The organism is Pseudomonas sp. S2_E01 (genome assembly GCF_054668365.1).
Genome location: NZ_CP162762.1, coordinates 6,192,900 through 6,208,752, shown reverse-complemented (window position 1 = coordinate 6,208,752; position 15,853 = coordinate 6,192,900). Strand labels below are relative to the sequence as shown.

Sequence of the window (15,853 nt, the reverse complement as noted above, 5' to 3'; positions counted from 1 at the left end):
AAAAGCGGTTGAGTCCCGGTTTCGGGAGTTGAAGGCGCTTCCACTTGCAGCTTGAAGCTTACAACTTGAAGCTCCCCGGAGGGGCCTATGAGCTATGTGATCGACCGACGTCTCAATGGCAAGAACAAGAGCACGGTAAACCGCCAGCGGTTTCTGCGGCGCTATCGTGATCACATCAAAAAGGCTGTCGAAGAGGCAGTCAGCCGCCGTTCCATCACTGACATGGAACACGGCGAACAGATCAGTATTCCCGGCCGCGACATCGACGAGCCGGTGCTTCATCATGGTCGCGGGGGCAAGCAAACCGTCGTACACCCCGGCAACAAGGAGTTCACCACCGGCGAACACATCGCCCGTCCGCCAGGAGGTGGTGGCGGCAGAGGGCCCGGCAAAGCAGGCAACTCCGGCGAAGGCATGGACGAATTCGTCTTCCAGATCACCCAGGAAGAATTCCTCGAATTCATGTTCGAGGACCTCGAGCTACCGAACCTGGTCAAACGTAACCTGACAGGCACGGACGCGTTCAAGACCGTTCGCGCAGGGATCAGCAACGAAGGCAATCCCTCACGAATCAACATCATCCGCACCTTGCGATCAGCCCATGCGCGGCGCATAGCCTTGTCTGGCAGCAGCCGGGCGAAACTGCGCGACGCTAAAGAAGAACTTCTGCGACTCAAGCGCGATGAACCCGACAACCTCGGCGATATTCTGGAAATTGAAGCGGAAATTGAAAAACTCAGCGCGCGCATTCACCGCGTTCCGTTTCTCGACACTTTCGACCTCAAGTACAACCTGCTGATCAAGCAGCCCAATCCCAGCTCAAAGGCCGTCATGTTCTGCCTGATGGACGTATCCGGCTCCATGACACAAGCGACCAAGGACATCGCCAAGCGCTTCTTCATTCTTCTTTATCTGTTCCTCAAGCGTAACTACGACAAGATTGACGTGGTATTCATTCGCCACCACACCAGCGCCCGGGAAGTCGACGAGGAGGAGTTTTTCTACTCTCGCGAGACGGGCGGCACCATCGTCTCCAGCGCGTTGAAGCTGATGCAAGAGATCATGGCCGAGCGCTATCCGGCCAACGAATGGAACATCTACGCGGCCCAGGCTTCCGACGGGGATAACTGGAACGATGACTCGCCGATTTGCCGCGACATCCTGATCAACCAGATCATGCCGTTTGTGCAGTACTACACTTACGTTGAGATCACCCCCCGCGAACACCAGGCACTGTGGTTCGAGTACGAGCGCATCGCCGAAGCCTTTTCCGACACTTTTGCCCAGCAACAACTGGTCTCGGCCGGGGATATCTATCCGGTCTTCCGTGAACTCTTCCAGCGCAGGTTAGTGACATGACCGCCAAAGAGCAGAAGCGCCAACCCATTTCCACCGGTTCCGAGTGGACGTTTGAGCTGATCCAGGCCTACGACCGGGAAATCAGTCGTATTGCGGCTCGTTACGCGCTCGATACCTACCCCAACCAGATCGAAGTGATCACCGCCGAGCAGATGATGGATGCCTATGCCTCGGTCGGCATGCCGCTGGGCTACCACCACTGGTCCTACGGCAAACACTTCCTGAGCACTGAAAAATCCTATTCGCGAGGCCAAATGGGACTGGCCTACGAGATCGTGATCAACTCGGACCCTTGCATCGCCTACCTGATGGAGGAAAACACCATCTGCATGCAGGCTTTGGTAGTGGCGCATGCCTGCTATGGACACAACAGCTTCTTCAAGGGCAATTACCTGTTCCGCACCTGGACAGACGCCAGCTCGATCATCGATTACCTGGTATTTGCCAAGCAGTACATCATGCAATGCGAGGAGCGCCACGGCATAGACGCAGTCGAGGACCTGCTCGACTCCTGCCATGCGCTGATGAACTACGGGGTCGACCGTTACAAACGCCCCTACCCGATTTCTGCCGAGGAGGAACGCCGCCGGCAAAAGGATCGGGAAGAGCATATGCAGAAACAGATCAACGACCTGTGGCGAACCATTCCCAAAGGCGCCGACAAGTTCAGCGACAAGGACAACGCACGCTTCCCCGCAGAGCCGCAGGAAAACATCCTGTACTTCATCGAAAAACATGCGCCGCTGCTGGAACCCTGGCAGCGGGAGATCGTACGAATCGTGCGCAAGATCGCCCAATACTTCTACCCGCAACGCCAGACCCAGGTGATGAACGAAGGCTGGGCCACCTTCTGGCACTACACCCTGATGAACGACCTGTACGACGAAGGCCTGGTCACCGACGGCTTCATGATGGAATTCCTCACCTCGCACACCAGCGTGGTCTTCCAGCCCGGCTTCGACAGCCCGTACTACAGCGGCATCAACCCCTATACCCTGGGCTTCGCCATGTACCGGGACATCCGACGCATGTGCGAAAACCCTACCGAGGAGGATCATCGCTGGTTCCCGGACATCGCCGGCTCCGACTGGCTGTCCACCATCAAGTTCGCCATGAGCAGTTTCAAGGATGAGAGTTTCATCCTGCAGTACCTGTCACCTACGGTGATCCGCGACCTGAAGCTGTTCAGCATTCTCGATGACGATCAGAAGGACGATTTGCTGGTACCCGCGATTCATGATGAAGAAGGCTACCGCACCATCCGCGAAATCCTGGCCGCGCAGTACAACCTGGGCAATCGCGAACCCAACGTGCAGATCTACAGCATCGACCGCCGGGGTGACCGATCCCTGACCCTTCGTCACCAGCAACATGACCGTAAACCTTTGGGCGAGTCCACCGAGGAAGTACTCAAGCACCTGCATCGCCTGTGGGGCTTCGACATTCACCTGGAAACCCTGCAAGGGGATCAGGTGATGAAAACCCACCATGTTCCACCGCGAAACGAGCAAAGCGAGGGCGACTACGGCCGACTGGACCTGGCCGTCATTCATCTTTGAACCTGTTTTCGCCTCCGAAAGCCCGGCACAACGGTTATCCTGTCGGGCTAACGGAGGTTTTTTATGCAGATCTATAAGGTCGGTGGAGCGGTTCGTGATCGCCTGCTGGGCAAACCGGTTACCGATATTGATTGGGTGGTGGTCGGTGCCACCACTGAAGAAATGCTCGCCAAGGGATTTCGTCCGGTAGGGTCTGACTTTCCCGTTTTCCTGCACCCCAAAACCGGCGAGGAGTACGCTCTGGCCCGCACCGAGCGCAAGAGTGGCCGTGGTTATGGCGGGTTCACCTTTCACGCCAGCCCTGAGGTCACCCTTGAAGAAGACCTGATCCGCCGCGACCTGACCATCAATGCCATGGCCGAAGATGATCAGCAGAACTTGACCGACCCTTACCATGGACAACGCGACCTTGAAGCTCGCCTGCTTCGGCACGTTTCGCCTGCTTTCGCCGAAGATCCGCTCCGCGTCCTGCGCGTTGCCCGATTTGCGGCGCGTTACGCCTGCCTGGGCTTTACCGTCGCACCTGAAACGCTGGAACTGATGCACGAGCTAAGCGGGTCGGGAGAACTGGAGGCACTGACCGCAGAGCGCAGCTGGAAGGAGATTTCCCGGGCGCTGATGGAAGATCAACCTCAGGTTTTCATCCAGGTATTGCGCGACTGCGCTGCCTTGAAGGTACTGATGCCGGAAGTCGACGCGCTGTTTGGCGTCCCGCAACCGGAGGCTCACCACCCGGAGATCGATACAGGCGTTCACACCCTGAGCGTGCTGGAACAAGCCGCCCGGCACCGCCAACCGCTGACCGTGCGGTGGGCCTGCCTGCTGCATGACTTGGGTAAGGGCCTCACGCCTGAAGACCAATGGCCCAGGCACATTGCCCACGAACACACGGGCCTGAAGCTGATCAAGGCAGTCAACGAGCGCTTCAAGGCGCCAAAGGATTGCCAGGAATTGGCGCTACTGGTGGGTCAGTACCACACCCATGGCCACCGGGCCCTGGATTTGAAGCCATCGACGCTACTGGAGCTGCTGCAGAGTTTTGATGTTTACCGTCGGCCGCAACGATTCGAAGAGTTCATTGCGGCGTGCGAGATGGACGCGCGGGGCCGCAAAGGTTTCGAAGAGCGAAGTTATCCACAGGCCGACTACCTGCGCGGCGCGGCTGACGCGGCTCGCGGGGTCGCGGTTCAGCCGCTGTTGGAGAAGGGATTCAAGGGGCCCGAGCTGGGCGAGGCGATAAAGTGCGAGCGGCTCAAGGCGTTGAAAGCCTACAAGCAGGCGGCGCCCAACTGAAAATCTCCCACAGAAGGGCCGGATAACCACCGGCCACTGTGGGAGCGAGCCTGCTCGGGATTGTTGTCAGCCGCCCAGTAAATTTGAAGGCGTCAACTGCCCCCCACGCCACTCAAACGCCACCGGCGCCAGCACTTGGTCAATCTGCGCCTCTTCCCACAATTGGGCAAAGGTTTTGCCAACCCCCGGATGCACACGATCCGGCGCAATCAGCGACAAAGGCCACAGGACGAAAGCGTTCTTGAGAATCTCCGCCCGCGGCAGGACAAGGCCGTCGAAGTTGCCCACCAGATCGCCAAACAGCAGGACATCGATATCCAGCGGCAGCCCTTTGCGGTCCGGTGCATAGCGACCATTGTCCGCTTCGATGAACTTGAGCCGGCGATCAAGCTCCATCAGTGGCAGATCGGTGTAGGCCGAGACCACAAAATTGAAAAAAGGGCCGCTCTTGATGCCCACCGGCTGGCTTTCGAATACGGCCGAACAGCGTATATCCGAGAGAAAACCCGCCAGGGCTTCCAGGCCAGCCTGCAAATGGGTTTCGCGCTCGATATTGCTACCGAGGCCGAGGTACACCTGGGTCAGAGGCATCCGCGCTCGATCTCCACGCCCACACCACCGGTAGCCGCCGGGACGGCACCTGGCTTGGTCAGCTTGAGGCGGACCCAGGAGATATTGAACTCACTCATCAACACCGCCACCAGACGCTCGGCAAAGGTCTCGACCAACTGGAATTGCGCCTGCTCGGCAAACGCCTGGATGCGCGTTGAAACGCTTGCGTAATCGAGGGCCAGGGTCAGGTCATCACCTGCAGCGGCCGGTCGATTATCCCATGCGAAGCTCAGATCAAGACGCAGACACTGTCGGATGCCTCGCTCCCAGTCGTAGGCACCGATTACGGTGTCAACTTCCAGGCCCTCGATAAACACTCTGTCCAAGCACTTTTCTCCGCTGCACGACAAGGGCGCAATGCGCCGTTAGAATCAGGGCGTCCCCGCCCGGAATAGTTAGCATGTTTTGGTTACTGGCGACTCTCGCCTACCTGCTCGGCTCGCTGTCCTTCGCCATTTTGCTCAGCCGCCTGACCGGAAATCCCGACCCGCGAATGAGTGGCTCGGGCAATGCCGGCGCCACCAACATGTTGCGCCTGGCCGGCAAAAAGCTCGCCATCCTCACCTTGCTCGGCGACCTCTGCAAAGGCCTGCTGCCGGTATTGATCGCTGGGCTTGCGGGCCTGTCGTTGCAAGAACAGGCCTGGATCGGCGTCTGCGCCGTCATCGGTCACCTGTTCCCTGTGTACTTTCGCTTTCGTGGTGGAAAGGGTGTCGCCACCGCCGCCGGCATGCTGCTGGGCCTTTATCCGCCGGCAGCCCTGCTGGCGGTATGCGCATGGCTGCTGACGTTTTATCTGACCCGCACCAGCTCACTGGCTGCCCTTATCGCCACCCCGCTTACCCTGCCGCTGCTGGCCTGGCAGGAACCGGCGGCCCTGCTGCCCATGAGCGCGCTCACGGGGCTGATCGTCTGGCGCCATCGCGGCAATCTACGCGACCTGCTCGCCGGGCGCGAACGGCATTTCTAGATGCCGCAGGTGAGCGCCGCTCATCATAGCCCCGACAACTGCTCCATCGGCCAACGCGCCTGCACGCTGATTGCGAGGCTTTCGTGCTGGCCGGCCTGCAAACGCTGGCAACCAGCAAACGCTATCATCGCGCCATTATCGGTACAGAACTCGGGGCGAGCGTAGAACACATCACCCTTCAGATCCCCGAGCATTTTCTCAAGCGATAAGCGCAGTGCCTTGTTTGCGCTGACGCCGCCGGCAATCACCAGGCGCTTCATACCCGCTTGTTTAAGGGCACGCTTGCACTTGATGGTCAAAGTCTCTACCACGGCCTCCTGGAACGCCAGCGCGATGTCGCAACGGGCTTGCTCGCTGTCGTCCCCGGCGCTGACGCTCTGCTGCCAGGTGTTGAGGGCAAAGGTTTTCAGGCCACTGAAGCTGAATGCCAGGCCTGGACGGTCGCACATCGGACGCGGGAAGGTGAAACGTCCTGCAACCCCACGCGCCGCCAGGCGTGCGATTTCCGGACCGCCCGGATAATTCAGACCCATCATCTTCGCCGTCTTGTCGAACGCTTCGCCCGCCGCATCGTCGAGGCTCTCGCCCATGAGCGTGTACTGGCCGATTCCGTCGACCTGAACCAGCTGCGTATGCCCCCCGGACACCAACAAAGCGACGAACGGAAATTCCGGCGGATGAGACTCCAGCATCGGGGCCAACAGGTGGCCTTCCATGTGATGCACGCCCAGCGCCGGAATGCCCCACGCGAAGGCCAGCGCCTGGGCGCATGAAGCCCCCACCAGCAGCGCACCGACCAGCCCGGGTCCCGCGGTGTAGGCGATCGCGTCGATTTCCGTTGGCACGCAGTCAGCTTCGGCCAGCACCTGACGAATCAAGGGCAGCATCCGTTTGACGTGATCACGCGAGGCCAGCTCCGGCACCACACCACCATAGGCTCGATGCAGGTCGATCTGGCTGAACAGCGCGTCGGCCAGCAGGCCCCGTTCACTGTCGTATAATGCGACTCCAGTTTCGTCGCAGGAAGTTTCCATTCCCAGTACTAGCATGGGTTTGCGCCTTGTTTAGGCCGAATTCGAAGGCGCGCATAATAGTCGCCGCGTGATGCGCCGACCAGCGGTTTTCGATCAGAGGCTTTGCATTCCGAGCGATGAGGGGTTAACATCCGCAACCCTTAAAAACCGACGTCTTCAAGTGCTCTTTTGCCGCGAGGATGTTGACCCCGGTAATGAATGAAGGTAGCTCTGGATGCCAGCCGTCAAAGTAAAAGAGAACGAACCCTTCGACGTAGCTCTGCGTCGTTTCAAGCGCTCCTGCGAAAAAGCCGGTGTACTGGCTGAAGTTCGTAGCCGCGAATTTTACGAGAAGCCAACTTCTGAGCGTAAGCGCAAGGCAGCTGCTGCTGTTAAGCGTCACGCCAAGAAAGTTCAGCGCGAACAGCGCCGCGCCGTTCGTCTGTACTAATACACAGACGATCGTAGCAAGCTTCTGCCAAGCCCGGCCCTCAGCCGGGCTAATGGCATTTGCGGAAAACGCTTGATGCTTCAACGTCGAAGCCGCACACGCGACCGAGACAAACTGCTTCACCGCGTCAGACCTGGCTTTTTTGCCAGCGGTGCACGTCTTTTCTGACGAGCCTTTCAAGGCTACTGACGAGCACACCCACTGATTCCTCTCACGACGATCAGCCCAAGGCGCCGCTTGCGTGCCGCATGATGAGCTATCCGAGACCGATGACTGGTCGCAGCCGGATTCAGCGAAACACTTTCAAATAGTCGAATACTGATTGGAATTAACGTCAGTGGATTTTCGGCAGATACACTTCCCGACAGCGATTACGCAGACGACACCGATCGAGCCGCACACCTTGTGCGCTTCATACCCGCGTTCGGCCGCCCACCGCTACGGTACCCTTTCATCGCAGACGACGAGAACGCCATGGCCGGGCTGATCCCCCAGAGCTTCATTGACGACCTTCTGAACCGCACCGACATCGTCGACGTGGTCAGCTCGCGCCTGCAACTGAAAAAAGCCGGCAAGAACCACACCGCCTGCTGCCCGTTTCATAAGGAAAAAACCCCGTCGTTCAGCGTCAGCCCCGACAAACAGTTCTATTACTGTTTTGGCTGCGGCGCCGGCGGCAACGCCCTCGGTTTCATCATGGACCACGACAACCTGGACTTTCCCCAGGCTGTCGAGGAACTGGCCAAAGCCGCCGGCATGGAAATCCCCCGCGAGGAAAGTGGCAGGGCGCGCAAACCGCGGCAGCCGACCGATTCGCCGCTGTATCCGCTGCTCACAGCCGCCGCCGACTTTTACCGCCAAGCACTCAAAAGCCACCCATCGCGCAAAGCCGCGGTGGATTACCTGAAGGGTCGTGGACTGACAGGGGAAATCGCCCGGGACTTCGGCCTCGGCTTCGCCCCACCCGGTTGGGACAACCTGTTCAAGCACTTGAGCAGCGACACCCTGCAACAGAAAGCCATGATCGATGCTGGCCTGCTGATCGAGAACGCCGAAACCGGCAAACGCTATGATCGTTTCCGCGATCGCGTCATGTTCCCGATTCGCGACAGCCGGGGTCGCATCATCGCCTTCGGCGGTCGGGTACTGGGCGATGACAAGCCCAAATACCTGAACTCACCGGAGACCCCGGTTTTTCACAAGGGCCAGGAGCTTTACGGCCTTTATGAAGCGCGCAAGAACAACCGCAACCTCGACGAAATCATCGTCGTCGAAGGCTACATGGACGTCATTGCGCTCGCCCAGCAAGGCCTGCGCAATGCCGTCGCCACGCTGGGTACGGCCACCAGCGAAGAGCACTTGAAGCGGCTGTTCCGCGTCGTACCGAACGTATTGTTCTGCTTCGACGGCGACCAGGCAGGCCGCAATGCTGCGTGGCGAGCCCTCGAAGCGACGCTATCGAGCTTGCAGGATGGACGCCGCGCACGCTTCCTGTTCCTGCCCGAGGGCGAAGACCCGGACACCCTGGTTCGCTCTGAAGGCACCGATGCCTTCCGCGCACGGATCAATCAGCACGCACAGCCCCTGGCGGATTACTTCTTCCAGCAACTGACTGAAGAAGCCGATCCACGCTCGCTCGAGGGCAAGGCGCACATGGCCACGCTTGCCGCGCCGCTGATCGATAAGGTTCCGGGTGCCAACCTGCGCACCCTGATGCGCCAGCGCCTGCTGGAAATCACCGGGCTGAGCGGTGAAGCCGTCAGCCAGCTGGTACACAGCGCACCACAGGACGCGCCGCCCGTCTATGACCCCGGCATGGACTACGACGCCATGCCCGATTACTCCGACTTCCATCAACCTCAGGAGGCCTACGCCCCCCAGCAGGAATGGACGCCGAAAAAATCCGCTACCGGCGGCAAAAAAAAATGGGACAAGAAACCGTGGAGCAAGGACGGCAAGCGTGGCGATCGCGAAGAGTACGCCCCGCGCACGCCCGTGGCGGTGGAAGCCCCGACGCTTATTGCCCTGCGCACGCTTATTCACCACCCCCAATTGGCCGGCAAGGTTGAAAGTGCCGATCACTTTGCCAACGAGAGCAACGTTTACGCCCAGGTGCTGATCGCCCTGATCGAAGCGGTGCAGAAAAATCCTCAGCTAAACTCTATTCAGTTGATGGCGCGCTGGCATGGCACCGAACAGGGGCGTTTGTTGAAGGCCCTTGCAGAAAAGGAGTGGTTGATTGATGGCGATAACCTTGAACAGCAATTTTTAGACACCATTAACAGGTTATCTGCGGGTCAACATACGCAGACCCTCGACGAACTTATCAAGAAAGCCAGGCAGCCGGGTTTATCGGCTGACGAGCAAATCCAGATAGCAAAACAGATGCGCGACCTCTTAAAACAGAACGTTTGCGCATCAAACCCGACCTCAACTGGCGCGTGAGGTCATAGCTCAGGTATAATCCTCGGCTTGTTTTTTGCCCGCCAAGACCTTCAGTGGATAGGGTGTTATGTCCGGAAAAGCGCAACAGCAGTCTCGTATTATTGAGTTGATCAAACTGGGCCGTGAGCAGAAGTATCTGACTTACGCCGAGGTCAACGACCACCTGCCCGAGGATATTTCAGATCCAGAGCAGGTGGAAGACATCATCCGCATGATTAATGACATGGGGATCCCCGTACACGAGAGTGCTCCGGATGCGGACGCCCTTATGCTGGCCGACGCCGATACCGACGAAGCCGCTGCCGAAGAGGCAGCAGCAGCGTTGGCAGCGGTCGAGACCGACATTGGTCGCACCACCGACCCTGTGCGCATGTATATGCGTGAAATGGGTACGGTAGAGCTCCTCACTCGTGAAGGCGAAATTGAAATCGCCAAGCGTATCGAGGAAGGCATCCGTGAAGTGATGGGCGCTATCGCGCACTTCCCTGGCACGGTCGACCATATTCTCTCCGAATACACTCGCGTCACCACCGAAGGTGGACGCCTGTCCGACGTTCTGAGTGGCTACATCGACCCGGATGACGGTATTACGCCGCCTGCCGCGGAAGTGCCGCCACCGGTCGACGCGAAAGCTGAAAAAGCCGACGACGACAGCGATGACGAAGAGGGCGAATCTTCGGACGACGAAGAAGAAGCCGAAAGCGGTCCGGATCCGATCGTCGCAGCCCAGCGTTTTGGTGCTGTCTCCGATCAGATGGAGATCACTCGCAAGGCGCTGAAAAAGCACGGTCGCGACAACAAGCAGGCAATTGCCGAGCTGTTGGCCCTGGCTGAGCTCTTCATGCCGATCAAGCTGGTACCCAAGCAATTCGAAGGCTTGGTCGAGCGTGTTCGCAGTGCCCTGGATCGTCTGCGTCAGCAAGAGCGTGCGATCATGCAATTGTGCGTTCGTGATGCCCGCATGCCGCGTGCCGATTTCCTGCGCCAGTTCCCGGGCAACGAAATCGACGAAAGCTGGACCGACGCGCTGGCCAAAGGCAAAAGCAAGTACGCCGAAGCCATTGCTCGCCTGCAACCGGACATCGTTCGTTGCCAGCAGAAGCTGTCCGCGCTGGAAGCCGAAACCGGCTTGACTATCGCCGAGATCAAGGACATCAACCGTCGCATGTCGATCGGTGAGGCCAAAGCCCGCCGCGCGAAGAAAGAGATGGTCGAAGCGAACTTGCGTCTGGTGATTTCCATCGCCAAGAAGTACACCAACCGTGGCCTGCAATTCCTCGACCTGATCCAGGAAGGCAACATCGGCTTGATGAAAGCGGTAGACAAGTTCGAATACCGTCGCGGCTACAAGTTCTCGACTTATGCCACCTGGTGGATCCGTCAGGCGATCACTCGCTCGATCGCCGACCAGGCACGCACCATCCGTATTCCGGTGCACATGATCGAGACGATCAACAAGCTCAACCGTATTTCCCGCCAGATGTTGCAGGAAATGGGTCGTGAACCGACTCCGGAAGAGCTGGGCGAACGCATGGAAATGCCTGAGGACAAGATCCGCAAGGTATTGAAGATCGCAAAAGAGCCGATTTCCATGGAAACCCCGATCGGTGATGACGAAGACTCCCATCTGGGCGACTTCATCGAAGACTCGACCATGCAGTCGCCTATCGATGTCGCCACCGTTGAGAGCCTCAAGGAAGCGACTCGCGAAGTACTGTCCGGCCTCACGGCACGTGAAGCCAAGGTCCTGCGCATGCGCTTCGGCATCGACATGAACACCGACCACACGCTCGAAGAGGTTGGTAAGCAGTTCGACGTCACCCGCGAGCGGATTCGTCAGATCGAAGCCAAGGCGTTGCGCAAGCTGCGCCACCCGACGAGAAGCGAGCATCTGCGCTCCTTCCTCGACGAGTAATCCAGAACCCCCGGCCCAGGCCGGGGGTTTTGCTTTTTGCAGATAAAATCCCCCGCACTTCGCTCCCGCCGTATAGCCCGTCTACACTCGAAACATTCCCCGAGCCATAACGAGACCGTTATGACCAGACTGCCGACCGTGCTTTTTTTGCTGTCGCTGATGACCTGGACTGCAACGGCTGGCGCGCTGACTCTGACCGACGAAGAACGTAGCTGGCTGACCGCCCACCCGGACTTGCGCCTGGGGGTCGATGCCTCATGGCCACCTTTTGAGTTTCGTGACGACCAAGGCCGTTATCAGGGGCTTGCAGCGGACTATATCGACCTGATCCGACAACGACTGGCCATCAACCTCACGCCCATCGAGCCCGTCAGCTGGACGGTCGTACTGGAGCAGGCCAGACAGGCCAAACTCGACCTGTTGCCTGGCATCATGTCGACCCCGGAACGCCAGACCTATCTATCGTTTACGCGACCCTATCTCGACTTCCCGATTGTCATCCTAGCCCACGTGGGGGGTGCTCAGCCGCGCAAAATCGAAGACCTGTACGGCCTGAAAATCGCTGTAGTGGAGGACTACGCCCCCCATGAACTGCTGCGCACCCATCATCCAGACCTGAACCTTGTGGGCATGCCCAACGTTGCCTCGGCGCTACAGGCATTGGCAACCGATGAAGTGGACGCCGTGGTGGGTGACCTGGCATCCAGCGTCTGGAGCCTGCGCCAGCTCAAGCTCGACGGCTTGTACGTCAGCGGTGAAACGCCTTATCGCTATCAGTTGGCGATGGGCGTTCCCCGCGAAAACAAGACTCTGGTGGGCATTCTGGACAAGGTGCTGGCCGATATGGCCCCGGAAGAAATCAGTTCGATCCAGGAACGCTGGATCGGCAACGTGCTGGACCATCGCACGTTTTGGTCCGACCTGCTGGTTTACGGCCTCCCCGGGCTGCTGCTACTGGTCACCATATTGGCCGTGGTCATCCGCATCAACCGCCGCCTGAGTTCAGAAATTGCTCGTCGTGTCGACCTTGAACAGGAGCTGCGCAGCAGCGAATACCATTACCGTGGGCTTGTGGAGAGTCTTTCGGCCATTGCCTGGGAAGCTCGGATTACCGATTTTACTTACAGCTACGTGTCACCCCATGCCGAAGAGCTGCTCGGCTACCCACTGGCCCATTGGCTCATTCCAGGCTTCTGGCGCAACATCATCCACCCCGCCGACCTGACCCGTGCCCAGACCTTCTGCGATCACGAAGTGCTGGCCGGTCGCGATCACAGCCTCGATTACCGGGTCATCACCGCCGACGGCCGCTGCATTTGGGTGCGCGACATTGTCAGCTTGATCGAGCATGGGCATGAACCCGTAATGCGCGGGCTGATGATCGACATCAGCGAGGCCAAACGCACCGAGGAGGCCTTGCGCCTGTCCGAGCAGAAGTTTGCCTCGGTATTCCAGCAGTGCCCGGACATCCTGGTCATCGCACGACTCTGCGACGGCTGCCTGCTGGAGGTCAACGAAGCCTTCGAAGAACAGATCGGCCTCAAGGCTGAAGATGTCATTGGCCAGACCGCCTCCGACCTGAACATCTGGGGCATTCCCGGGGTGGGGCCGGGGCTGTTGCAACGCTTGCAGGCCGGCAGTATCCGCAATCTGGAGATGCTTTTCAGGCGCAACAATGGTCAGGTGTTTACCGGCCTGATCTCGGCCGAACCGTTCGACCTCGATACCACGCCGGCGCTGGTGGTGGTCGTGCGTGACATCCACCAACTCAAGGAAACCCAGCAACAGCTGCAAACTTCTGAAGAAAAATTTGCCAAGGCCTTCCACGCCTCGCCCGACGGTCTGCTACTGTCGCGACAGAGCGACGGCCTGCTACTGGAGGTCAACGAAGGCTTCAGCCGCATCACCGGTTTTAACAGTGCCATGTCGGTGGACCGCTCATCGCTGGAACTGGGCATCTGGGTCAATCTCAATGAGCGCAAGCAGATGCTTGACCTGCTGCACCGCGACGGTTTCGTTCGTGACTTCAGCTGCCACATTCGCCGCAGCGACGGTCAGATCCGGCTTTGCGAAGTGTCGAGCCGGCCACTGCCCATCGGCGATGAAGACTGCATGCTCACCATCGCCCGGGACATCACCGAACGACACCTGATGCAGGAAAAACTGCAACAGGCCGCGACCGTGTTCGAAAGCACCGCCGAGGGCGTATTGATCACCGACACCCAGCAACACATCAGCGCGGTCAATCGCGCCTTCACTGAAATCACCGGCTACAGCGAAAGTGAAGCATTGGGCCACACCCCTCGCCTGCTCGCCTCCGGCCTGCACGACAGTGCGTTCTATGCAGCCATGTGGCATCAACTGACTGCCGAGGGACACTGGCAGGGGGAAATTTCCAACCGGCGCAAAAATGGCGAGCTGTACCCCAGCTGGCTGACCATCAGCGCGGTGCGCAACCGCGACAAATTCATCACCCACTTCGTTGCCGTGTTCGCGGATATTTCCAGCCTCAAGCACGCCCAGGCCAAGCTCGATTACCAGGCCCACCACGACCCATTGACCGGCTTGCCGAATCGCACGCTGTTCGAAAGCCGGCTGCAAACAGCACTGAACAACCAACGTGAAAACGGGGGCCAGGGCGCGGTGCTATTTCTCGATCTGGACCGATTCAAACACATCAATGACAGCCTGGGTCACCCGGTCGGCGACCTGCTCCTCAAAGGTATCGCGGTGCGCCTCAAGGAGCAGTTGCGCGACATCGACACCGTGGCGCGCCTGGGCGGCGATGAGTTCATCATCCTGCTGCCCGGCCTGCAACAGTGCAGCGACGCCGACAACATCGCGATCAAACTCCTCAACTGTTTCTGCGCCCCCTTCCAGGCTGGCGAGCATGAGTTCTTTATCAGCGCCAGCATCGGGACCAGCCTGTATCCAAAAGACGGCTGTGACGTGGCCACCCTGGTCAAGAACGCCGACGCGGCGATGTACCGCTCCAAGGCCAAGGGTCGCAATCGAGTCGAGAGCTACACTCGCGACTTGACCGCCCAGGCCAGCGAGCGCATCGCTCTGGAGTATGAACTGCGCCGCGCCATCGAGCGTAATGAGCTGTTGCTGCACTATCAGCCAAAAATCAGCCTTGAGGACAATCGCCTGGTCGGCGCCGAGGCTCTCATTCGCTGGCACCACCCGACCTTTGGCGAAGTACCGCCAGAACACTTCATTTCGTTGGCCGAAGAAAACGGCATGATCCTGCAAATCGGCGACTGGGTACTCGAAACCGCCTGCCGACAGATGTACGAATGGAGCCTGACGTATGAAAGCCTCGGGCCATTGTCGGTCAATCTTGCGGGCGCCCAATTGCGCCAGCCCAACCTGCTCGGACGGATCGACCAACTGCTCAAGGACAACGGACTTAAGCCCGGATTACTGCAACTGGAAATTACCGAAAACTTCATCATGAGCCAGGCCGAGGAAGCGCTGGCGGTGTTGCATCAACTCAAGCACCTGGGCGTGCAACTGGCCATCGATGATTTCGGCACCGGTTATTCGTCCCTCAGCTACCTCAAGCGACTGCCGCTGGACATCCTCAAGATCGACCAATCATTCGTTCGCGGCCTGCCGGATGACCCCCACGACGTGGCAATCGTGCGCGCCATCATCGCCCTGGGGCGCAGCATGCAGTTCACCGTCATCGCCGAAGGTGTCGAGACCTTGGCACAACAGCAATTCCTGGCCCAGGAAAGCTGTGAACAAATCCAGGGTTACATCGTCAGCCCCCCCATGCCCGCCGACGAATTCGCCGCGACGTTTCTTCGCATAGCCATATCGGATTTTTCGGATAGCACAGCCGAGAAACCGTCGTTATAATCCGCGACCTACTGAGGGCCTATAGCTCAGTTGGTTAGAGCAGAGGACTCATAATCCTTTGGTCCACGGTTCAAGTCCGTGTGGGCCCACCAAACAAGAAAGCCGCGCACTGCGCGGCTTTTGCGTTTTTATGAATAGGCCGATCTACATGAGAACGCGCTAGCCGAAACTTTGTATAAAGGGTCCGGCGCATCGCCGGATCGCTCCTGTCACATTCGGCGCCCGCTCACTCCGCTCGAGTGATCGATTCAGTACCCCCCTCCAGCGCTGATTACGGATCCCGCCTACCTGAAAAAATTGATCACCGCACACTCACGCGGTCGAAATTCTGCGTTAAAAAAACCCTTTTACCTTACAGGATAAGGACCT

11 protein-coding genes and 1 tRNA gene are annotated in these 15,853 nt (G+C 58.9%); 9 read left to right on the top strand and 3 right to left on the bottom strand.

The features are described from left to right. The first annotated feature begins 87 nt into the window (after positions 1 to 87). From AB4O36_RS28635 to AB4O36_RS28625, 3 genes are all read left to right on the top strand, one after another. Complete coding sequence (locus AB4O36_RS28635; RefSeq protein WP_460140795.1) at positions 88 to 1,359, top strand: YeaH/YhbH family protein; 1,272 nt, start codon at positions 88 to 90, stop codon at positions 1,357 to 1,359. Next, entirely contained in the window at positions 1,356 to 2,918 is a 1,563-nt protein-coding gene (locus tag AB4O36_RS28630; RefSeq protein ID WP_460140794.1) for a SpoVR family protein, read from the top strand. The genes AB4O36_RS28635 and AB4O36_RS28630 overlap by 4 nt, the downstream gene beginning before the upstream one ends. Before the next feature lie 63 nt (positions 2,919 to 2,981). Then, positions 2,982 to 4,211, top strand: a complete 1,230-nt coding sequence (locus tag AB4O36_RS28625; RefSeq protein WP_460140793.1) for a multifunctional CCA addition/repair protein — start codon at positions 2,982 to 2,984, stop codon at positions 4,209 to 4,211. A gap of 66 nt (positions 4,212 to 4,277) precedes the next feature. Here AB4O36_RS28625 and folK read toward each other — a convergent pair whose 3' ends face one another. Together folK and folB are read right to left on the bottom strand one after the other, a co-directional pair. After that, positions 4,278 to 4,802, bottom strand: coding sequence for a 2-amino-4-hydroxy-6-hydroxymethyldihydropteridine diphosphokinase (gene folK, locus AB4O36_RS28620; RefSeq protein ID WP_460120320.1), 525 nt, complete (start codon positions 4,800 to 4,802; stop codon positions 4,278 to 4,280). Then, complete coding sequence (folB, locus tag AB4O36_RS28615; protein WP_460120318.1) at positions 4,793 to 5,149, bottom strand: dihydroneopterin aldolase; 357 nt, start codon at positions 5,147 to 5,149, stop codon at positions 4,793 to 4,795. The genes folK and folB overlap by 10 nt, the downstream gene beginning before the upstream one ends. Before the next feature lie 74 nt (positions 5,150 to 5,223). Here folB and plsY point away from each other — a divergent pair, with 74 nt between their 5' ends. Further along, on the top strand, positions 5,224 to 5,793 hold the full coding sequence (gene plsY, locus AB4O36_RS28610) for a glycerol-3-phosphate 1-O-acyltransferase PlsY (protein ID WP_460120316.1): 570 nt from the start codon (positions 5,224 to 5,226) through the stop codon (positions 5,791 to 5,793). A 23-nt stretch (positions 5,794 to 5,816) separates the two neighbouring features. Here the strand turns inward: plsY and tsaD are convergent, their stop codons facing one another. Continuing rightward, the gene (tsaD, locus tag AB4O36_RS28605) at positions 5,817 to 6,842 is read right to left on the bottom strand and encodes a tRNA (adenosine(37)-N6)-threonylcarbamoyltransferase complex transferase subunit TsaD (protein ID WP_460120314.1); all 1,026 of its coding nucleotides are present in this window, start codon (positions 6,840 to 6,842) and stop codon (positions 5,817 to 5,819) included. A gap of 199 nt (positions 6,843 to 7,041) precedes the next feature. Here tsaD and rpsU point away from each other — a divergent pair, with 199 nt between their 5' ends. From rpsU to AB4O36_RS28580, 5 genes are all read left to right on the top strand, one after another. Then, positions 7,042 to 7,257 (top strand): 30S ribosomal protein S21, encoded by a 216-nt coding sequence (gene rpsU / locus AB4O36_RS28600; protein WP_002551877.1) that lies wholly within the window; start codon positions 7,042 to 7,044, stop codon positions 7,255 to 7,257. A 474-nt stretch (positions 7,258 to 7,731) separates the two neighbouring features. Beyond that, positions 7,732 to 9,702: a DNA primase gene (dnaG, locus tag AB4O36_RS28595; RefSeq protein WP_460120313.1), complete on the top strand. Its 1,971-nt coding sequence runs from the start codon at positions 7,732 to 7,734 to the stop codon at positions 9,700 to 9,702. A gap of 67 nt (positions 9,703 to 9,769) precedes the next feature. After that, positions 9,770 to 11,617, top strand: a complete 1,848-nt coding sequence (gene rpoD, locus AB4O36_RS28590) for an RNA polymerase sigma factor RpoD (protein ID WP_460120311.1) — start codon at positions 9,770 to 9,772, stop codon at positions 11,615 to 11,617. 120 nt (positions 11,618 to 11,737) lie between these two features. After that, positions 11,738 to 15,484: an EAL domain-containing protein gene (locus tag AB4O36_RS28585; RefSeq protein WP_460120309.1), complete on the top strand. Its 3,747-nt coding sequence runs from the start codon at positions 11,738 to 11,740 to the stop codon at positions 15,482 to 15,484. A 15-nt stretch (positions 15,485 to 15,499) separates the two neighbouring features. Beyond that, positions 15,500 to 15,576, top strand: a tRNA-Ile gene (locus AB4O36_RS28580). The last annotated feature ends 277 nt before the right edge of the window (positions 15,577 to 15,853 follow it).